Here is a 16748-nt window from a genome sequence, read left to right as displayed (position 1 = left end):
CAGACACCGCTCGAAGTTTTTCATTCGAGCTGACACCTGAAGCGGTGTTCTTACCGCTTCTGTCACCGTTTAAGCACTTTAGTGCGAACACGACACCGCTCGAAGTTCATTCGAGCTGACACCTGAAGCGGCTTTTTTGCCGCTTCTGTCACCTAATGCTGCAGTTAGTAAGTCTGCAGCGCTCTTCGTTAGAGCTTCTGAAAACCGTTCTCTTTGAGACGATTTAATAGTTCGCGGTTGGTCGGCAGTTGCTGCTGCGCCTGTTGCCAGCTTTCCTGAATCCATTTTGATTGTTTTTGCGCTTTGTCCCTGAGGGACGGGTCCAGGATAGGGGCCGAAATACTTAAATTCGGCCGCATTCCATAAAGAATAAATTCATAACTCTCTTTGGTAAACGGCTCAAACTGACTGGCAAAATCGTACTTACTGACAGGGTTTTGTAGCCAATGACTTAATCGTTTCTGGAGCTCTTCAGGAATTGAGTCTGGGTGCTTATTGTCACGCCAGAAAGGGGTATCGTCGCGCTCTGACAAGACATAGTGCATCTTGATAAACTCGACGGTTTTTTGCCAACGAAATGCAAATGAATCATTAAAGTTATCGCGAACATAACTCATGCTCTGTGAGTCTTTTGGAAACTGTTCGGCGAGCATAAAGCAAGCTGCTTCCACCAGAAATATGGCGCTGGCCTCAAGAGGCTCCATAAAGGCGGCAGATAAGCCGATAGCGACGCAATTCTTTTCCCAAAACTTCTGGCGATGACCAACTCGCATTTGCAGGTGTCTGGCTTCGAGCTTTTGTTCCTTATCGCCAAGATATTCCCGAAGCAGTTGCTCTGCTCTTTCAGGAGACGAATATTTGCTGGCGTAGACATAACCGGTGCCGCGACGAGATTGCAGGCCTATGTCCCAAATCCATCCGGCTTCCTGGGCGGTACTAATGGTTTGCGAGGCAATCGGGCCTTGCTGATCTTCATAAGGCGCCTGGATGGTGACGGCGCGATCAACAAACAAAACATCGTTCAAATCTTTAAATGGAACATTCAACGCCTCGCCTAACAGCAGGGACTTAAATCCGGAACAGTCGATAAACAGATCCGCGGTCAGAGATTGTGTTCTATCGGTGCTAAGGAATGCAATGTCTCCGTCATCGTCAAGATGGACGTCGGTAACGTTGGCACTGATGTGATTCACACCTAACTCTTCAGTGGCGACAGTTTTCAGTAACTGCCCGAATTTACCGGCATCGAGGTGATACGCGTAATTGAATACCCCTTGGTACTGTGGAGTGACCATCATTTTCGGCGCTAAGTTATGTTGACATACCTGTTCCTGCAACGAGATGGCATTGGCAAAACTGATGTCACCTAACGAGCCATCAAGCCAAAAAGGTACGGGATTGAACTCCCAGGAAAAACCAGGACCATCAAAAAGGTGATAATAAAAATTATCTTTGCCGTTGTCCGCGGGGCGGTGCCAGTTGACGAACTTAGAGGCTTGCTTAAAGCTAACATCACACTCACGAATAAACCGAGACTCATCAATACCGATGCGTTGCAAGGTTGTGCGCATGGTTGGCCAGGTGCCTTCGCCAACGCCAATGATCGGAATATCCGGAGATTCTACTAACGTAATGGTGATGTTTTGCTGCTGTTGGTTTAATTGCTTTGCCAGGTAACAGGCACTTAACCAGCCAGCGGTGCCGCCACCGACAATGAGGACGGATTTTACGGAATTGGTGGATTTTGCATTCATATCGGTGTCTTATTATTTTTATACCAATGACATTAAATTATTTGCGTAGATTGAGCCGATTCAGCTCAACATCATTGTTTTTACTAGCAGGCAAGATGACACAAGGCTTAATAAACTGCAACCTATGGGTACAACAGGTACTTATCGCGCATCTTTTTGTACTTGCTCAAATCCTGTTGCCAGCTTTGTTTTATTTGTTTTTCCGAAAGGCCTGCTGCGATTTTTAAACGCAGTTTGTCTGTGCCCGCTAATTTGTCAAAAAATGCGGCTCGGGTAAAAAATTCTTGTTGTTGTGCAGCGAAAGCTTCAAACCAGGCGATCAGGTAGTCAAGCTCAAGTCCTGATACCTTGGTTTGGCGAAGATCCTGGCCCTGGAGTTTAACATCCATCAGTTTAGGATTGAGGGCAGCACCCGCTGTTGGAACCGGAGTGAACTCAAAATCGCCAATATGGATTTTGCTAGCTTTATCATAGCCAATTACCTGAAATGGAAACGGCGTACCACGGCCGATACTCACGGGTGTTGCTTCAAAGAAACACAACGATGGGTAAAGGGCTATTGACTGACTATTCGGCAAATTCGGGCTAGGCTTTACTGGTAAATCATATGGCATCTGATGATGATAATTGGCCACTTTTACCAGGTTAAGCTGTAATTGATTTTCGCTTTCCAGCCAGCCCTCGCCAACTATCATCTGTGCCAGTTCAGCAACCGTCAGGCCGTGCAAAACCGGGATAGGATGCATACCCACGAAAGATTTAAACTCAGGCTCCAGTATCGGACCGTCAATAAAGGCGCCATTTGGATTGGGCCGATCAAACACCCAGAAATCCAGGTTATTATCTGCCGCCGCCTCCATCATGTAATGCATGGAACTGATGTAGGTATAAAACCGTAACCCTACATCCTGAATATCGAATATCAGTACATCCAGGTTTTCTAAAATCTTATCTTCCGGACGCTTGTTGCTGCCATAAATCGATACGATTTCGATACCAGTTTTACTGTCTATGGAAGAATCAACTACGGCTCCTGCATCGTGATCACCTCGAAACCCGTGCTCAGGCGCAAAGATGTATCGGATGTTTATTTCGTTGGCCAGTAGAAAATCGACCAGATGCTGGTCTTTAACCATAGACGTTTGATTAACAATCACCCCTACGCGTTTGCCTTTGAGTGCGGGCAGGTATTGTTTGCTTAATTCAGCGCCGGGGATTGGCGCTTCATTGAAGGAGGGTTCAGGTATCAAGCCTTCCTTGGCCTGAATACCTGATGTCGTCAACTGAAGGCATAATGCAACCAGCACTATGCAAATTTTGTGTACCGTTAACCAAGTCGTGTTCGCCGATTTGTTAACTAACATGCCGATAATTAATCCTCTTGAGCAATACGGGACGCAGCTTGTTGTGTTTGATAAGCTTCTACCGCTCGGCGAAGAAAGCCTTGCTGCTCTTCCAATAACTGTTTGCCTTGTTCGGTATCTACGCCTGTTAACACATGCAATATCGCCAATTTAGCTTTGTAGCCAGACTTGTTTAATGCTTCCAGTGCAGTCTCTCTATCGCAATTGGTTGCCTGCATTACAATACGTATCGCACGGGCGTATAACTTTTCGTTACTGGCATTAACATCAACCATCAGGTTTTCATAGCTCTTACCTGAGCGAATCATGCTGGCTGTGGTTAACATATTAAGCACCAGTTTTTGTGCGGTGCCAGATTTTAATCGGGTTGAGCCGGTTAGTACTTCCGGACCTACCACAGGGCAAATACTGACTTTCGCGTGTTTAGATACCTCTGAACCAGGGTTACAGGTCAAAGATACGGTATTGGCACCGAGCGAATTCGCGTGATCTAAACCACCAATTACATAAGGCGTACGGCCACTTGCGGCAATACCAACGAGTACGTCATCGGCACTAAAGTTAATGGCTTTTAAATCATTAACCGCACCCTCAAGGCTATCTTCAGCGCCTTCAACGGCTTTGTAAATTGCATCATTACCACCGGCAATTAATCCGATAACCTGTTTGTGCGAAACACTGAATGTCGGCGGACATTCAACGGCATCAAGAATACCAAGTCGGCCACTGGTGCCGGCGCCGATATAGACAAGGCGACCACCTTTGGCAAAGGCACTAACGATCATTTCAACAGCATCGCTGATCTCACCAATACAACGCTGAACGGCAACTGGCACGTAGGCATCTTCATCATTCAGACGTTCAAGAATTTCCTTGGACGTCATCAAATCTACCTGCATGGTGTTTGGGTTGCGCTCTTCTGAAACCATGGAATTTAGCTGCGCTAACAGCAGGCTTTGCTCATCCATTTCTTCAACTTTACGCTTGGTGTGTACTAAGGTTTCATTGGCGGCAAGCTGACGAGCAAGAAGACATGCTCCATCGAGAGAGCTGCCTTTGGTTAACTGACATTTTTGCTGATAAGGTTTGCTCAGAAAAGCCAATGTTGGTACTGCCAAGCCACCCATCAATACAACAGGCACGGTTTCGTCTTTTAAGGTTAAATCGATAAGCTGTTCAACATCTTTAGCGTGTTTGGAAACTAATGATTTCGCCTTCGGACAGCTTTGCGCTAACTCAAACACATGCGGCGCAAATTTGGCAAAAGCCGCAGGTTTGGCGTTTCTTAACCAGTTAAGAATGTCATCCTGGCTTTTACCTATTTCTGATTGTATGTATCTTGCCAACTCACTCTTGTTGCTGCGCTGCTCATCAATTTCGTGCAGCAAAACTTTAACGGCATGGAAACCAAGCTTGGCACCGCTGCCTTCATCACCTATGGGAAAGCCCCAACCGCCAGCGTATTCTTCTTCACTTTCTGATTTTAATAACGCACCTACCGAACCAGTACCCAGAGCGATAACGGCTACGGGGTTGCCAAGATTGGCGCCATATAACGACGTTCTTGCATCGTTGAAAATTTCCAGGCTGGCGAAAGAATAGCTCAGGCGATTACGCAGTCGCTGAACCTGAGATTGATTACCAGCACCCGCCAGACCCATGACTACAGCGATTTCTTCTGGCGCCACGTCTGAACGTTGCAATAAACGGTCAATCAATCCCATTAAGGCGATGCAGGCGCCTTCAAAATCATTAGTCAATGAACTTGAACCGGCACTATCATCAAAACTAAGTCCAGAATCGATTTGCTGTAGGCGACCTAAGGTTTTGGTTCCGCCGCCATCGATACCGAGTATATATTTAACCGCCATTTACGGTTGAACCTCCATTTGTTTGACCTTCAGGGGATCGTGGTTATTCGTGCCTGCAAAACAGACTAAGAAAGACAATAGGGCACCAACGCATAATTGCCAGGTAAAGCCCAGATTAAACTGCCATTGCGTAGGTAAAATGTTGTCGATTATGTACGGCTGGAACATCAGGCTGACGACAAAACCTGTAATCAGTGCCAATGGCACAGTAGTCGCATTACCTCGCTTGGTAAACACTGCAGTGAAATACACGCCTAGCAAGCCGCTATAGGAAAAAACCATCACGCTCAACGCGAAAGCCAGAAGCGGGGTATCTGAATACTGTTGCCAGTAATAGCAAAGCACTGCCATACCACTTAGTGATAACGCCACTAGTAGCATGCTTATTTGCCCGGCTTTGACAAAATGAACGTCAGCCTTGGAAATGCCTTGTTTTGCTAAATAAGGACGATAAATATCTTGCACCAATACTGAAGCCATAGAATTTAAGCCGGAATTTAGTGTAGATAACGCTGCAGCTATTACTCCTATGGTAACCAGCCCTTTTACACCTGCTGGTATTTCATTGAGCACATAGTACATGAAAATGGTGATTTTTTCCCCTGAAAAGGTCTGGTTGATAGTTTCCGCGGATTCACCCATTGCCAAATCAGGACGCTGATACAGCACGTATAACAGCAGGCCAATAGCAATAAACAGGAACATTACCGGAATTACCATAACCACAGAGTAAATCATTGCAAAGCTGCCTTGCCTGGCGTCTTTACAGGTTAGTACGCGTTGCGTCATATCTTGATCAAGACCAAAAGCGGCGATATTCAGCAGTACAAAGCCAGTGATAGAAGACCAGAAGGTAAAGACACCGGCAGAGGTAAAATCCAGATCGAAATTAAGAATCGTAAGCTTAGACTGTTCGCGGTCTAAGGGATTTCGCAATGCATCGACAATTTGCGAGAAATCAGCAGGAATGGCATCTAATAAAAAATACAATACCAAAATGGCAGCACTGACATAAACGGCACATTGAATGGCGTCGGAGTAGATTACCGTTCTTATGCCGCCAACGATAGAATATAACAGACCTACTGCGGTCAATACTAAGGTGGAAATTACCACATTCTGAGCGTCGATATTACCGAACAAAATCATAGAAACGGCGATAGCTGCCATATATAAGCGAGCGCCGCTGGCAAATACCCGACCAAACAGATACATAATGCCGGCTTGCTTTTGTGCTTTTTTACCAAAACGTTGTGAAAGCAGCTCATAAACCGTAGTGACATTACTCTGGTAAAACTTAGGTATTAAATAAAAGGCGACAAAAAACGCGGCAATAAAAGCACCTATATTGGTAGCTAAGTAAGAAAGGTCGTTTCGATAACCCTGATCCGGTCCGCCTAAAAATGTTGCAGCCGACTGCGAGGTTGCCAATACCGAGATGGCAACCAGAAAAACCGGCATTTTATGTCCGCCGAGAAAATATTCATCGGTGTTGGCGGATTTTTGTCGATTGAAGTACCAACCTGTTGATATCATCACCAACACGTATACGGCAAATACTATCCAATCGGCGGTGGCGAACTGTGTCGTCATTATCGTTTTCCGTGCAAAAATTCTGGTAAAGAATATATAATTCCTGATAAATTAAAAAAATAATAATAAATTATTTCTTAAGAGTCCATTGCTTAGTGTTAAATATTTTTAAAAAGTTCCAAAACAGGGGAAGCGATTTATGAATAAGCGGGTTTTATCCTTGGTAAAATTATTGGCTTGTATGCTTGTGGCTTCATCACTGATGAGCTGTGAGAGTGCCAACCGGGATTCCATGAGTAAGGTAAAAGGTAACTTGCGAGTTGCTTTAGCACAAAAGATCATGCTTGATCTGCGCTATTATTGCCAGCCCGACCAGCTAATCACCTACCAGAATAAACAAGTGTGTCGTACACCGTTAACCGAATTGCCCGAAGAATTGGCGACTATGATTACCGACAGCAATATTGGCGGCATCATCTTGTTTGCTGAGAATCTGCAATCTGTCGATCAGGTGGTAAAGCTTAACTACGATATGCAGCAGGCAGCCCGTGATTCCTATTCGGGATTGGAATTATTTATTTCTATTGATCAGGAAGGAGGCCGGGTGGCGCGAATGCCGCGCGAGCAGGCCACATCTTTCAGCGGCAATATGGCGATTGGCGCTACTTATTCACAAACCGGAACCTACTATGCCCAGCAAACGGGGATGGTGCTTGGGACAGAATTATCGGCACTTGGTTTTAACCTCAATCACGCGCCAAATGTGGATGTTAATGTTAATGCGGATAATCCGGTTATTAATGTGCGCTCGTTCAGCGAGGATGCAAAGGTCGTTGCCGAGCTGGGAGCTTCGCAACTTGCAGCGATGCAACAGCATGGTGTCATAGGTACACTAAAGCATTTTCCTGGACACGGTGACACGAATGTAGACTCCCATACCGGACTGCCTCGAGTTGATCACAGAATTGAAGAAATTGTTAGTGTAGATTTACTGCCTTTCCAATACGCTATCGATCAGGGATTGGCGAAAATGATTATGACCGCCCACATTCAATATCCGCAACTTGATAGCTCCACATTTACTGCCAGTGATGGTAGTACGATGATCAAACCTGCCACCATGTCGAAACGCATCCTTACAGATTTGTTGCGAAACAAGATGGGTTTTAATGGCGTTATCATTACCGATGCCTTGGATATGGCAGGCATTAGTCATTTCTTTACCGCCGACGAAGCCATTATCGAGACTTTCAGAGCAGGTACAGACATCGCTCTCATGCCGTTTCGAATTCGCAAGCCTGACGATATTAAACTTCTCGACCAGACACTGGATAAGTTGCAGCAGGCGGTTGCTAACGGCCGTTTATCAGAGCGTGAACTGCTTGATTCGGTGCAACGCATTTTTACCCTGAAGCAACAATTACCCCGAGGGTTCAGTGAAAAATTACTGAGCGAGAACCAGGCTATCGCCAATGGCGTGGTTGGTAAAGCCGAGCACAGAGCCTTGGAGACTGAGCTTGCTGAGAAGTCGATTGTAATGGTTAAGAATAATCAGGCGGTGCCTATTACCGGTAGCCAATCGGTGCATTTGTTAATGCCTGACTTGGGTAAATGTCGGGCGCTCGAGCAAGGTTTTGCGAAGCAAAATACTAACCTCAGCCTTAGTTGTAGTGACCTTCATCAGTTTGATTATGCTAAGACCCGACATCATATGTTGCAGTCTGATGTCCTTATCGTCGCCAATATCACTCCGAAACAAAGTGCCGTGGAAATGGGGGGCATGGAAGATATTGAATTGAGCAAATCAAGCGGCAAGAAATTGAATAAAAAAGAGCAGGATCAATCTATCGAAAGTTTGTTGAAAATTGCGAAAGAAAATAACAAAACAACGATATTTGTAAGTCTCAGAGCGCCTTATGAAATGACTCGGTATGACCAGTTTAGTGATGCGCTGATAGCGACCTTCTCATATAATGTGCATTCGCAAAAATGTGAACAACCCTGCGTTGGTGCGACAGGCCCTGCATATGAGGCACTGGCAAAATTATTGACGGGTAATATATCTGCAGTCGGCCAGCTACCGGTTACGGTTGAACGTCATCAATAGAACGCTGACAAACATTAATAACGAATAAGAAAAAATATGAGCAATCCTATCTCGGCTTATGCCCGCAACATTATCGATCAACTGCCAACCGAGCGACTGCTGGCACTAGATGTTTTTCGTGGCATAACGATAGCGGCAATGATCCTGGTGAACAATCCAGGTAGCTGGTCCTACGTTTATGCGCCAATGGCTCATGCGAAATGGCATGGCTGGACGCCAACCGATTTGATCTTCCCATTCTTTATTTTTATCGCAGGTGTTTCCGTCGCCATAGTGATGAATCGTGAACTCGCTAAGGGAACCGATAAGCTGTTTTTGTTAAAGCATGCCGCGGTGCGAGGGATTAAACTTTTTGCTCTTGGCCTGTTTTTGGCGTTGTTTTACTACAACTTTACCGATCCTAACTTTAGCTGGGTGGATGCCAGACTCTTCTCTGTCAGGGTTATGGGCGTATTGCAGCGTATTGGTCTGGTCTACTTTGCAACGGTGCTGATTGTCCTTTATTGGCGCGACTTAGGCCGTTGGTTATGGGCTATTGGTTTATTGCTGGGATACTGGGCTTTGGTGATGTTGGTGCCATACAGTGACAGTAGCGGCAATAGTTACCAGGGCTTATTAGAATTTGGTAATTCGTTACCAGCTTTTATTGATGATTTTGTATTTGCTTCAAAGCATCTGTATTACAAATCCGCTACGCCATTCGCTTTTGACCCGGAAGGGGTGATCAGCACTTTGCCGGCAATTAGCGGCTGTTTAGCGGGCGTATTCACTGGGAATATTCTCACCGATAAGGCTTTGTCACTGCAAAGTAAGGCCAAGAAAATGTTTATCGTTGGCGCATTATGTGCCGCAATAGGTGAGCTTTGGGGCCTGGTTTTCCCAATCAACAAAGCGCTTTGGACTTCAAGCTTTGTAGTGATGAGCAGCGGCTGGGCATTATTAACCCTGGCATTTTTAACCTGGTTGATTGATATCAAGGGTAAAAAATACTGGAGCGCACCTTTCGTTGTTTGTGGCGCCAATGCCATCTTCTTTTACATGTTTGCAGGTGTCCTGGCGCGATTGCTGATGATGATACCAATTGCGGATACCAGTCTCGGTGGCTGGTTGTTTTCCGATGTGTTGCAACCAATATTCGGCAATTACAATGGTTCATTGATGTTTGCCTTAAGCTTTCTGTTTATTAGTTATTGGGTATTGGATTATCTCTATCGAAGGAAAATCTTCTTTAAAGTTTGATGCATCTATCAAAAACAAAAAAGTTACGCCTGTCATACCAATCCCACTGAGTTTGTGCACAACTCAGAGTTAGGGCCGAGGTTCAGTTACAACATAGATTTTACTGATATAGTCATTCTATATTAATGAAATATAGGGCAGTAAATGGGCCTTAAGATAAACTCCCTTCGGGTGAGTTTTAAAGGCGTTTGAATTGCATTCCTGATTTTGGCTAATTTGGGAATGGAATAACCATTCTCTGCAATCAAAGCCTTTTCTAAAAGCCTATAAACCCTCACTGAGTGAGCAATAATTTAATGGGATTGGTATCAGATTCTGATGGGCGTTTTTTTTACAAAATATTTTTCGCTCTGATAGTCAAAAGCGCGCCATGGTTTTCGGATTTTTGGCGATTTCCATCAACCGCTCAGGTTAGGAAATTCGCCAGCTGCACCCGGATTTTTAGCACCAAAGTAAAGATTAAATTCTTATTTAATCGTATGAAAAATAGTCAAAAATAAAAAATGATCCTAATCATTTATGTTGCCGTAAGGATGAATGCGACTTCGAAACTTACATACTTACATGAGGAAACAACAATGAAAAGGATCACTAAGATCATTTTACCAGTAATCATGCTCGGCGTCATTGCGGGCTGTGATGACGACGATAACGGTTCTGGTACAATCACACCACCTGAGCCGCAAACTCCACAGGCCATGGTTCGGGTTATCCATGGTTCACCTGATGCACCTGCAGTTAATGTTGTAGCTGCGGGTAGCGCGGTTGAAGCACTGTCTAATTTAGACTTCGCGATGGGTACAGAGTTCTTGTCACTTGACGAAGGGACCTACCCACTAACCGTTGACGCCATTTTAGCTGATGGCTCGACCACTCAAGTATTGGATTTGGGTGATGTTGAACTGATGGGCGATTACGAGTACACCGTATTTGCACACGGCACGGTGACTGACATGACATTGGCTCCAGCGGTTGTTGCTAACCCGGTAATGCCAGTGGGCGACGGTAACATTCGGGTTCAGGTTTTACACGGTTCTTCCATTGCACCTATGGTGGATTTGCACGTTACCGGTGTTGACGACGAGTTAGGCGAGCCGCTTGCAACGCTAATGTACGGTGATGTAACCGGCCAGGTTGAAGTACCTGCGGGTGTTTATCGCGTGCGCTTAGTTGTTGCTGAAGGCGAGAGCATGGGGGCTGTAGCGTTTGACGCGGTACTACCTGATTTACCAGCTGGCGCTGATTTATTCGTTGCGGCTACTACCAATACAGGCGTTCCTACGTCACCGGTATTCTTGCTTGCAAACGATGGCACCGACACGCTAAAAATTATCGATGACCGCACCCAGGCTTGGGTTCGCGTTGTTCACGCCGCAGCTGATGTACCAAACGTTGATATTTTAGTGAACGGCAATAAAGTTGACGCCTTAAGCAACGCTCCGTTCACCGGTGTTACTGGTAACGTACCTGTCGATCCGGGCACTTACATGGTGGATACCGTACTTACTGCTGATAACAGCGTTGTAGGTATTACTGGTGACTTGATGCTAGAAGCTGACATGAAGTATACCGTAAACGCGGTGGGTACCTTGTCAGGTGATGATGATGCACCTCTAGAGTACTACGTGCAAATGGATACTGGTCGCATGGTTGCCACCGAAGCTCAGGTTCGTTTGACCCATGCGCACCCTTCTGTGGGGAACGTAGACATCTATGTGACAGCGGATGGTGACATCGCCAATGTTGATCCAGTATGGTCCGACGTACCATTCAAAGCTGACACCGGTTTTGCTTCACTACCTCCAGGTGACTATGTGGTTCAGGTAACGCTTACTGGTACGAAAACCATTGCTATTGATACCGGTATGATCACCTTGATGGGCGGCAAAGTTTATGCAGCGACTGCGGTAGATAACCCAATGGGTATGCCTGCTAACTTAATTCTGATGGATGCGTTTACTGAGTAAGTTTCGGTAAGTCCATTAACGGGCCCGCAAGGTCAACACCTTGCGGGTTTTTTTGTTTAGTAGTAAATAGCACGTGACGCAGAGCGTCACTCCCGGCACGCTGATGCAATCAGCTCCTAGCACACGTTGTTCCTAGATAATCCGCAAATTAAACCAAGGCAACTTGTCAGCTTACAGAATATAGCTGAGCGGATATGGCAAATTCTGATGTCAGCTGATGTGGCGCTGTCTGCCGCATCTGTCACCTTAACGCTTTATCTCTTAAAGCGTTTGTCACCCTAACGCTTGTGTTTATCAAGCGTTGCCATCGTTTGTCACCCTAACGCTTGTGTTTATCAAGCGTTGCCATCGTTTGTCACCCTAACGCTTGCTTTTACCAAGCGTTACTGTCGTCTGTCACCTTGAAAAATTTATCATCGACTAACAGGCAAATTTTTCACTTTGCTGATCGCCTTCGGCCTCTCACCCGTATAAATCTTTACGTAAAACGAACGGATGTATTAATGAAACTAGCCATTTTTCCTTTACCTGTTTATTTGTTGCCCGGAGGGATCACCCGGCTTCGGATCTTTGAGCAGCGTTATCTCAAAATGGTAAAGCAAGCGGTAACTGGCGAAGGGTTTGTCATCAGCCTGTATCAGCAAGATCAGGAAAACCATGTTTCCGGTTGGGGCAGCCACGTGAAAATTATTGATTTTCAGCATGGCGACGATGGTTTGCTTTATATCGATGTTCAATGTGAAGCCATTGTCTCTGTAATTAATACCGAGGCCGATGAAGACAACCTGCTGCATGGCAATGTTGAAATTAGTAATCACTGGCCGATGCAACCTGACAGTATGGACAGTCGCTTGTTAGCCGACGAGCTGAGTAAGTTCTTTGTCGATAATCCGACCTACGCCAGCCTTTACCCAAAACCAAATTTTGATTCGCCGGTTTGGGTTTGCAGTCGTTGGTTAGAACTTATACCTATTAACTCTGAGAAGAAACGCTGTTTTATCGAACCTGACAGCTTTCCTCAAGCGATGTCATTTTTATCAACGGTGATTATCCAAGAAAATGAACAATAAACTGATCTGGATGGGAAACGTAAGCGTAAAAACATTCATCTGGGTTAAACAGTAGAGCGACTCATGACGCAAACTTGCACAAATATATTGCCAAATCAGAAAACTAGCTTACATAATAGGGCTATGAGTACTGATAAGAATCATCAACAACTGGCAGGTTGGTTAGCCGCCGTCGCGGAAAAGAGAGATAAAATAGCTTTTACCGGGCTGTTTAAGTTTTTTGCGCCTAAAATTCAGCGAATCGCTCACCAGCAGTTCAGTAGCGAAGCGCAAGCGCACGAGGTAGTTCAGGAAACGATGTCGAACGTGTGGCGCAAGGCGCACTTGTATTCACCCGAGAAGGGTGCTCCGACAACTTGGGTTTACACTATCATGCGAAACGTCAGTTTCGACATGTTACGTAAAATCAAGTCGAAGAAAGAAGATAACCTCAGCGAAGATATCTGGCCTTTAGTTGAAGCAAGCAGTGCAGAGGCTGATGTTTACCCTGACCATCTTCAGCAAAATCAGATTCTGGCGTATTTGGACAAACTGCCGGAAAACCAGAGACAAGTGGTGAAAGGATTTTACTTTCTGGAAATGTCGCAAGAGCAACTTGCCAGACATTTGAACTTGCCCCTTGGAACGGTTAAATCCCGATTAAGATTGGCATTAGCCAAGTTGAAGCACCAATTATCAGAACAGAACGCGGGAGAGCATGATGATTAAGCATCACCCAAATTTAAAACTACTCCAATCATTCTCTGCCGGAGAACTACCAGCATCTTTGTCCGCGGCAATCAGTATCCACGTGGACATGTGCCCTGTATGTCAGGCGAAGGTAACTGATCTGACCGAGCAGTTTGCAGAAAATTGTTTCGACCAGGATGTGTTCGACGGTAACGATATAAACGTCGACCCGTCTCCGATGTTAGCCTTGATTGATTCGATTACTGTTGACGACAGCATTGACCACGTGCGCCAGGACGCCCTGGGTGATGGCGGGGAAATCGTTGTTAAAGAACAAACTTATGTCTTGCCTCGGGCATTGCGCTCGATGCCATTGAGTCGATTTTCAGGTATTGGCAAGTTGACTCGCGCTCGCGTGGAATTAGACGAAGGCGAGATTCATACGAGCCTTCTGCAGATTCAGCCTGGTGGAATGATCCCTGAGCATACTCACAAAGGCTTTGAAGTGACCTTGCTGCTCGATGGCGAGTTCAGTGACGATATGGGAACCTACGAGGCAGGTGATTTCATTATGCTTGACGGTAATCATCAGCATAATCCGAAGACTGAAGATGGTTGTCTTTGTCTAACCGTTGTCAGTGATGCGCTGCACTTCACTCAGGGGTTCGGCAGATTATTAAACCCATTCGGGTCTCTTCTGTACTAAAATTTAGTCACACCGGCCACACATTATGGCCGGTATCCTTCTTAAAGTGTTCTCGTGTTTCGGGAGGATCCCATGAGCTATCAGCAATTCGATTCAGATATTCAAATTGGTATTAGTGCCTGCCTTATCGGTCAAAAAGTTCGTTTTGATGCCAGTCATAAACGCAGTCACTTTTGTGTTAACGAGTTTGGCCAGCATGTTAAGTTTGTTCCTTATTGTCCGGAGGTGGCAATAGGCTTGCCAGTCCCCAGACCTACGGTCCGTCAAATCGACATCGATGGCGTGATTCACGTGAGTCGCCCTGATGGCACCATGAACGTGACCGAGCAGCTACGTAACTACGGTAAAGAAGTTGCGCCAAAGCTTGAGGACATCAGCGGCTACGTGTTTTGTGCAAAAAGTCCAAGCTGTGGCATGGAACGAGTGAAGGTCTATACCGAGGACGGCAAAGGGTCGACTTCTGACGGTATTGGCATTTTTGCCAGAGAAATTATGGCCCGGTATCCGCATCTTCCCTGTGAAGAAAATGGTCGACTCAACGATGCCCGGTTGCGAGAAAACTTTGTCGCTCGAGTCTTTGCCTACAAGCACTGGCAAACCATGGTTGCTGAAGGCGTCACCAAGCACAAGCTTATGGTGTTTCACAGCCAATACAAGTACCTGATCATGTCTCACGACTTAATCCGCTATAAAGAGGCGGGGCGCCTGCTGGCAAACATGAGCGATGACATCAACGATGTTGCGGAACAATACCTGGCTATCTTGATGGCGGCGATGAAGAAAATGGCGTCTCGAAAAGGTCATGCCAACACGTTGCAGCACATTCAGGGTTATTTTTCTGACGAACTGAATCGGGCTGAGAGAGAGGAACTGTGCCAGCAGATCGACGATTACCGTACCGGCCTCGTGCCTTTGATGGTGCCGCTTACGTTGATCAAGCACTACCTGATGGAATTTCCAAAAGACTATCTTGCCCAGCAAGTTTATTTGCAACCTCACCCGGTGTCTCTAAAATTGCGATACGGCTATTAATGGCTTAACCATGATGTATTGGATTCGAAATGACTTGCGAGTGCATGACAACCCAGCACTGATACAAGCATTACAGCAGGGATGCACAGAAGCGGTTTTTCTCAGTTGCGAAAAACAGTGGCAACAACATCATCAAAGCCCGGTTAAAACCGACTTCATATACCGACACTTACAACTTCTTAGTAAACAGTTAGCGGACCTTGGAGTCCGCTTTCGCATTATTGAAGTCGACGATTTTCAAGGTCAGGCACATTGGCTTAAAGCATGGCAAGACGGGCAACACAGTAAAGGATTAACCGCCCAGGTTTTTGCTAATGCAGAACTTGAACTCAATGAAAGGCTGCGTGATAAACAAATTATCGATAGTGGCGTAAGCCTCAACCTTTTTGAAGCCGATGTGATTATCTCGAAAGGGCTGGTGTTAACCGCTGGCGGCGATATGTATCGGGTATTTACCCCGTTTAAACGGGCTTGGATAACTCACCTGCTCAATAACGGCTTTGAGTGTCTTCCGAAACCGAACCCAATAAAGGGGGAGGCCCCCAACGTAAACAACAACGACGTCATTGATAGTATCGAGCAACGTCGGAAATCTATCAATAAATCGTCAGAGCACTGGCCCGATGCTAGCGAAGTTTTATCTGGGCCGTTAAGGGAGTGGCTTGATAATGGTATCCACGACTATGGAAACGCCAGAGATTTTCCGGCAAAACCCGCGACCTCGAGGCTTTCACCTCATCTATGTATTGGTGCCATCAGTCCTCGCTTGCTGATTCGTTTGCTGATGCAATCGTACCCGATGATATTGGAGCACCAGCAGTCATCAACGTTTGTCTGGTTAAACGAATTGATCTGGAGAGAGTTTTATCGGCACTTGCTCCATGCTTATCCGAATTTAATCAAAGGTGAAAACTTTAATCGTCAATATGACACATTACAGTGGCGAAACGATCCGCAAGAGTTTGCTCGTTGGTGTCAGGGAAAAACCGGTTATCCAATCGTTGATGCGGCGATGCGGCAATTAAATCAGACCGGCTGGATGCATAATCGCTTGCGAATGATAGTGGCCAGTTTTCTCACTAAGGATTTACTCATCGACTGGCGCTGGGGCGAGCAATATTTTATGGAGCAGCTAATCGATGGAGATTTTGCTGCAAATAATGGTGGCTGGCAGTGGGCGGCGTCCACGGGTTGTGATGCGCAGCCGTATTTTCGTATATTTAATCCGGTCAGGCAAAGCCAAAACTTTGATCCTAATGGAGAATTTATTCGTAAATATGTACCAGAGCTGGCGCAGATCCCTGATCGTGATATTCACTTTCCACATCAGTATCTTACTGATAATAATTGTGAAAATCTGTACGAATCAGCTATCGTAGATCATAAGCAAGCCAGAGAAGTTACTTTAGCCGCGTACAAAGCGTGCCGCTAGCCCC

12 protein-coding genes and 1 pseudogene are annotated in these 16748 nt (G+C 45.8%); 8 read left to right on the top strand and 5 right to left on the bottom strand.

Annotated elements, in window-relative coordinates:
* Window positions 1–188: 188 nt before the first annotated feature.
* The 5 genes and pseudogenes from FNC98_RS12860 to FNC98_RS12845 form a co-directional block, all read right to left on the bottom strand.
* Window positions 189–1754 carry a tryptophan halogenase family protein gene (locus FNC98_RS12860; protein WP_143581617.1) on the bottom strand — a complete coding sequence of 522 codons (1566 nt, stop codon included), beginning with the start codon at window positions 1752–1754 and terminating at the stop codon, window positions 189–191.
* Between the two features lie 122 nt (window positions 1755–1876).
* Entirely contained in the window at window positions 1877–3118 is a 1242-nt protein-coding gene (locus FNC98_RS12855; RefSeq protein ID WP_143581616.1) for an exo-beta-N-acetylmuramidase NamZ domain-containing protein, read from the bottom strand.
* A gap of 8 nt (window positions 3119–3126) precedes the next feature.
* Window positions 3127–4086 (bottom strand): N-acetylmuramic acid 6-phosphate etherase, encoded by a 960-nt coding sequence (gene murQ / locus FNC98_RS17000; RefSeq protein ID WP_260680675.1) that lies wholly within the window; start codon window positions 4084–4086, stop codon window positions 3127–3129.
* Window positions 4087–4242: 156 nt separating this feature from the next.
* Window positions 4243–4989 (bottom strand): annotated as a pseudogene (locus FNC98_RS16995) (BadF/BadG/BcrA/BcrD ATPase family protein); the annotation flags it as partial.
* A complete protein-coding gene (locus tag FNC98_RS12845) occupies window positions 4990–6582 on the bottom strand; it encodes a sodium:solute symporter (protein WP_143581614.1) in 1593 nt (530 codons plus the stop codon). It abuts the pseudogene before it with no gap.
* Window positions 6583–6814: 232 nt separating this feature from the next.
* On the opposite strand from FNC98_RS12845, the gene FNC98_RS12840 reads away from it, so the two are divergent.
* The 8 genes from FNC98_RS12840 to phrB all read left to right on the top strand — a co-directional run bounded on the left by FNC98_RS12840 (window position 6815) and on the right by phrB (window position 16744).
* Complete coding sequence (locus tag FNC98_RS12840; RefSeq protein WP_409574585.1) at window positions 6815–8629, top strand: glycoside hydrolase family 3 protein; 1815 nt, start codon at window positions 6815–6817, stop codon at window positions 8627–8629.
* 36 nt (window positions 8630–8665) lie between these two features.
* Window positions 8666–9868 carry an acyltransferase family protein gene (locus FNC98_RS12835; protein WP_143581613.1) on the top strand — a complete coding sequence of 401 codons (1203 nt, stop codon included), beginning with the start codon at window positions 8666–8668 and terminating at the stop codon, window positions 9866–9868.
* Between the two features lie 578 nt (window positions 9869–10446).
* A complete protein-coding gene (locus tag FNC98_RS12830; RefSeq protein WP_185967964.1) occupies window positions 10447–11835 on the top strand; it encodes a DUF4397 domain-containing protein in 1389 nt (462 codons plus the stop codon).
* Between the two features lie 503 nt (window positions 11836–12338).
* A complete protein-coding gene (locus FNC98_RS12825; RefSeq protein WP_143581611.1) occupies window positions 12339–12905 on the top strand; it encodes an LON peptidase substrate-binding domain-containing protein in 567 nt (188 codons plus the stop codon).
* Between the two features lie 63 nt (window positions 12906–12968).
* A complete protein-coding gene (locus tag FNC98_RS12820; protein WP_143581610.1) occupies window positions 12969–13613 on the top strand; it encodes a sigma-70 family RNA polymerase sigma factor in 645 nt (214 codons plus the stop codon).
* Complete coding sequence (locus FNC98_RS12815) at window positions 13606–14280, top strand: ChrR family anti-sigma-E factor (protein WP_143581609.1); 675 nt, start codon at window positions 13606–13608, stop codon at window positions 14278–14280. Before FNC98_RS12820 ends, FNC98_RS12815 begins: the two co-directional genes overlap by 8 nt.
* Before the next feature lie 72 nt (window positions 14281–14352).
* On the top strand, window positions 14353–15312 hold the full coding sequence (locus FNC98_RS12810) for a 2-thiouracil desulfurase family protein (protein WP_143581608.1): 960 nt from the start codon (window positions 14353–14355) through the stop codon (window positions 15310–15312).
* A gap of 10 nt (window positions 15313–15322) precedes the next feature.
* A complete protein-coding gene (gene phrB, locus FNC98_RS12805) occupies window positions 15323–16744 on the top strand; it encodes a deoxyribodipyrimidine photo-lyase (protein ID WP_143581607.1) in 1422 nt (473 codons plus the stop codon).
* The last annotated feature ends 4 nt before the right edge of the window (window positions 16745–16748 follow it).

The organism is Thalassotalea sp. PS06 (assembly GCF_007197775.1).
In the GTDB taxonomy this organism is placed as follows: domain Bacteria; phylum Pseudomonadota; class Gammaproteobacteria; order Enterobacterales; family Alteromonadaceae; genus Thalassotalea_A.
Note: the sequence above shows the minus strand (reverse complement) of the source record. Positions and strands in the feature narration are given on the sequence as shown.